General features: G+C 60.2%; 5 protein-coding genes. All 5 read left to right on the top strand.

Annotated elements, in window-relative coordinates; translation table 11 throughout:
* The coding region (tolR, locus tag WB650_RS03060) for a protein TolR (RefSeq protein ID WP_423959370.1) at nucleotides 1–425 on the top strand (425 nt) is incomplete at its 5' end.
* Nucleotides 426–434: 9 nt separating this feature from the next.
* Nucleotides 435–1,565 (top strand): energy transducer TonB, encoded by a 1,131-nt coding sequence (locus tag WB650_RS03065; protein ID WP_422303249.1) that lies wholly within the window; start codon nucleotides 435–437, stop codon nucleotides 1,563–1,565.
* A 76-nt stretch (nucleotides 1,566–1,641) separates the two neighbouring features.
* On the top strand, nucleotides 1,642–2,973 hold the full coding sequence (locus tag WB650_RS03070; RefSeq protein ID WP_422303250.1) for a DPP IV N-terminal domain-containing protein: 1,332 nt from the start codon (nucleotides 1,642–1,644) through the stop codon (nucleotides 2,971–2,973).
* Complete coding sequence (gene pal / locus WB650_RS03075) at nucleotides 2,966–3,505, top strand: peptidoglycan-associated lipoprotein Pal (RefSeq protein WP_422303251.1); 540 nt, start codon at nucleotides 2,966–2,968, stop codon at nucleotides 3,503–3,505. The genes WB650_RS03070 and pal overlap by 8 nt, the downstream gene beginning before the upstream one ends.
* 18 nt (nucleotides 3,506–3,523) lie before the next feature.
* Nucleotides 3,524–3,872, top strand: a 349-nt coding sequence (locus WB650_RS03080; protein WP_423959373.1) for a hypothetical protein, incomplete at its 3' end; no start/stop codon positions are given.

Genomic DNA, 3,872 nt, shown 5'->3' on the forward strand with positions numbered 1-3,872 from the left:
ATTCAGGACCAGGACGCGGGCAAATGGTTTCGCAGATCAACGTCACGCCGCTGGTCGATGTGATGCTGGTGCTGCTGGTTATCTTCATGGTGACGGCGCCGATTATTCAGCAGGGCGTCGAGGTAACGCTGCCGAGCGTCAAGGCCGAAGCGCTGCCGGGCAAGGAAGAGCAGTTTGTCGTATCGATCACGAAAGACAGCCAGATTTATCTCAACGACGCGAAGCTCTCGGCCGACGACCTGACCGACAAGCTCAAGGCGATCGCGAATGAGCGTCCCGACCGCCAGGTATTCATCCGTGCCGATGACCAGGTGCCGTACGGACAAGTGATTCGCACGATGGCGGCGATCAAGGCGGCGGGAATCGAAAACGTCGGGATGGTGACGGAGATGCCGACTGACACCGGTAACAAAGGCGCGAAGTGAGCGCCAATTGTGGCATCGCGGGATCATAACGGTGACGAGAATCCGTCGCGACTCGGATACTTCGCGGCGATTTTTGTCTCCGCACTCGGGCACGTTGCGATTTTCGCGTTCGTGTTTTTCATCGCGCCACGATTTTTGCATCCCGCCGAAGCCGCGCCGCCCGCATACACGGTAAAAATCGTGGACAACATTCCCGCCGGCGACTTAGGCACCCATCTGCCGCGGATTAATCGGCAGGCCGCGAACGAGTCGAAGGCCGACGCGTCGAAAACGCAAGAGTCGAAGGTCAAGACTGAGGCGCCGAAGACGGAAAAACTCGCGCTCAACGAAGATAAGAACGCGCTCAAAATAAACGCGAAGCCGACTGACGAGCCGACCGAGACTCCCACTCCGACCCCCGAGCCGACCGTGGCGCCAACGGTCGAGCCGAGCGCCGAGGAGACCCGGGCGCTCGAACCGCCTATCGAGGAAACGCCCGAACCTTCCGTCGAAGCGACACCGTCGCCGACGCCCGAGCCTACTCAGCAGCCGACCAAGCACGCCTCGCCTAAGTCGACGCCCGAGAGAGCGCACAATCGGCCAAAAGGTGGCTCAACCGTCGCAAAAATCGCGTCAACGCCGAGCGTCGCGCAGCGGATGGAGCAGCTAAGGCGCAAGTTGTTCGAGGAGCACGTCAAAGAAATAGCGAAAAATCCGCCGCCCGACGAAGAAGAGTATGACGATCCGGAGACGCCTGACACCAAGACCACAGGCCCGGCTGGTGGCGGACGAGTCGTCGCGAACATTCCGCCGAGCGAGGGAAAAGGCTACGGAGTCGGCTCCGGCGAGGGTAGCGAAGGTATTCTTAAGGACCCTGAATTTCTGCTGTACTATAAGACCGTGCAAGACCAGATAAAAAAGGCGTGGACGTTTACCGGCGGCTCGAACGATCTGACCGCGACCGTGAATTTCGCGATCGGACCCGACGGCACGTTGCTGGGGTTGAAAATTGGCACGAGCTCAAACGACTCGGCCTTCGACGACTCGGTGATTCGCGCGATTCGGAGGGCAGCGCCGTTTCCTGCGCCGCCGGAAAAATTTCGCGACGAGTTTTCTTCCGGGATCGAAGCCAGATTTCAGCTCGGCGAACTCAAGTCCTGAGGGTGGGCAGGTTGCAGGAGGTGCGGATGTCTCTTTTCAGTATCTATTTCAGAAGCCTGGGGTCATTCCTGAGCGTATGAAGCTCGTAATTCGCGCTTCTGCGCTCATCGGCGCGATCGTTTTCGCGCTGGCGCTGGCAGGGTCGGCCGCGAGTGCGGCGCCTATAATTATCAATATTACAGGACCGGGCGGGCAGGTTTCGCCGATCGCCGTGTCGGGCCTGAAAAATCTCGGCGGCGACGACAACCATCGCGTCGGCAACGCCTTCGTCAGCACGCTCCGCCGCGACCTCGAGCTCTCAGGATATTTCCGATTGCTCGATCCGCACGCATACATCGAGGATCCGCAGACCTCGGGCTTCGAGCTGGGACAGTTCAATTTCGCCGACTGGCGATCGATCAACGCCGACTTTCTGGTCAAGGGTTCCGTCGATGCGAGCGGTGGCCCCGTGAAGTTGACCGCGTACCTTTACGACGTCGCGCAGCAGCGGCGCATGATGGGCAAGAGTTACAGCGGCGACGCCGGCGACGTGACCCGGATGGCGCGTCGATTCGCTGACGCTATTCTGGAAGCGGAGACCGGAGAAAAGGGCCCGTTCGATTCCAAGCTGGCGTTCGTCTCAACCGGCGGCGGCCGCGCCAAGGAAGTCTATACCCAGTCGATCGACGGCCAGGATTTGATCAAGTTGACGAGCAATCCGACCATCAATCTGTTCCCCAGTTTCGACCGGACCACCAACCATCTGCTGTACCTCTCATATAAGAGCTTTGAGCCGGCGCTTTACCTGGTCGATCTCAAGGCGCAGACGGAAATGAAGATCACCAGCCCGCACGGCCGCGTGATCGGCGGGACGCTCTCGCCCGACGGCGAGCAGATCGTCGCAGCAATCGAGCGCGGCGGAATCACCAATCTGTATCTGCTCACACGCGACGGCGCCGAAATCCGCCAGCTCACCGACACGTCCGGCATCAACGTGAGTCCCGCGTTTTCGGCCGACGGCGCCAAGCTCGCTTTCACCTCGGACCGCTCAGGCACGCCGCAAATCTATTTGATGAGTGTCTCCGGCGGATCGCCCAAGCGCGTCACCTACAGCGGCGACTACAACACCACGCCCGCGTTCTCGCCCAAGGGCGACAAGCTCGCATACCAGAGCCGCACCAACGGGCGCTTCGATATTTTCACGATTCCGATTGAAGGCGGCGATCCGACCCAAGTGACCGACGGCAACGGCTCCAACGAGTATCCAAGCTGGTCGCCCGACGGACGCTACCTCGCGTTCAGCTCGACCCGCGCGCACAACTCGCGAATCTATATAATGTTAGTAGGCAACCGGAAGATAATTTCTGCTTTAACGGAGGGTATTGGCAATGATTCCTGTCCAGCATGGTCGGGGTGGTTGGGTGAATAGTCGTTCGACATTGGCCAAGGCGATGACGATGGTGATTGCGAGTGTGGCGGTGATGCTGGTGATCGCAGGCTGCTCGAAGACGAAGCCAGCGCCGGTCGGAGATACGAATCCCAACCCGAATCAACTTAACGAGAACACTACTAACGGGACTAATACGGCCCAGGATTGGGAAAACGGGACCGTCGGCAGAGGCGGTCCGCTCAGCGACATCCATTTCGGCTACAATGATTACACTATCCAGGATCAGGATGGATCCGTCCTGAGGTCCAACGCGAGCTGGCTGCAGGCGCATCCGCAGACCAAGGTCCAGGTCGAGGGTTATTGCGACGAGCGCGGTTCAGAGGAATACAATATCGCGCTAGGCGCCAAGCGCGCGCAGGCCGGCAAGGATTATCTCGAGACGCTCGGAATCAGCGACACCAGAATGTCGACCATCAGCTACGGCAAGGAGCTTCCACTTTGCCAGGACCACGACGAAAGCTGCTGGGCGCAGAACCGGCGCGATCACTTTTCGGTGAGCAAAATTCAGTGAGCGACAAGGATTAGACCCGTGCGAAAAACCAACTGGCTGTTCGGCGTCGCCGTCCTCGCGGCGACATTCACGCTCGCAGGATGCGCCGATCAGAACGACATGGAGCAGCTCAACAAAAATGAGTTCACGCTGCGCGGCATGATCGCGAGCGACCGCCAGCAGATCGACGCGTTGAAAGCGCAGGTCGCGCGACAGAACGATCAGATCGAAGAACTCCAGCACAACACAACGCCCGCGGCCGGCCAGGCTTCGGGCGTGAACGATCGCGTCGCCAGCCTCGAGGCCGAGGTAAAGGCGCTCCAGGCCGGCATGGCGGCGACTCCGGGCGCGGTCCCGCCGCCGGGCGCGCCCGCGGACAGCGTCGGTC

Source organism: Binatus sp. (SeqCode) (assembly GCF_049584895.1).
GTDB lineage: Bacteria > Desulfobacterota > Binatia > Binatales > Binataceae > Binatus.

Coding starts and splice junctions, on each gene's coding strand:
- WB650_RS03070 (WP_422303250.1), top strand. CDS start 1,642: ATGAAGCTCGTAATTCGCGCTTCTGCGCTCATCGGCGCGATCGTTTTC.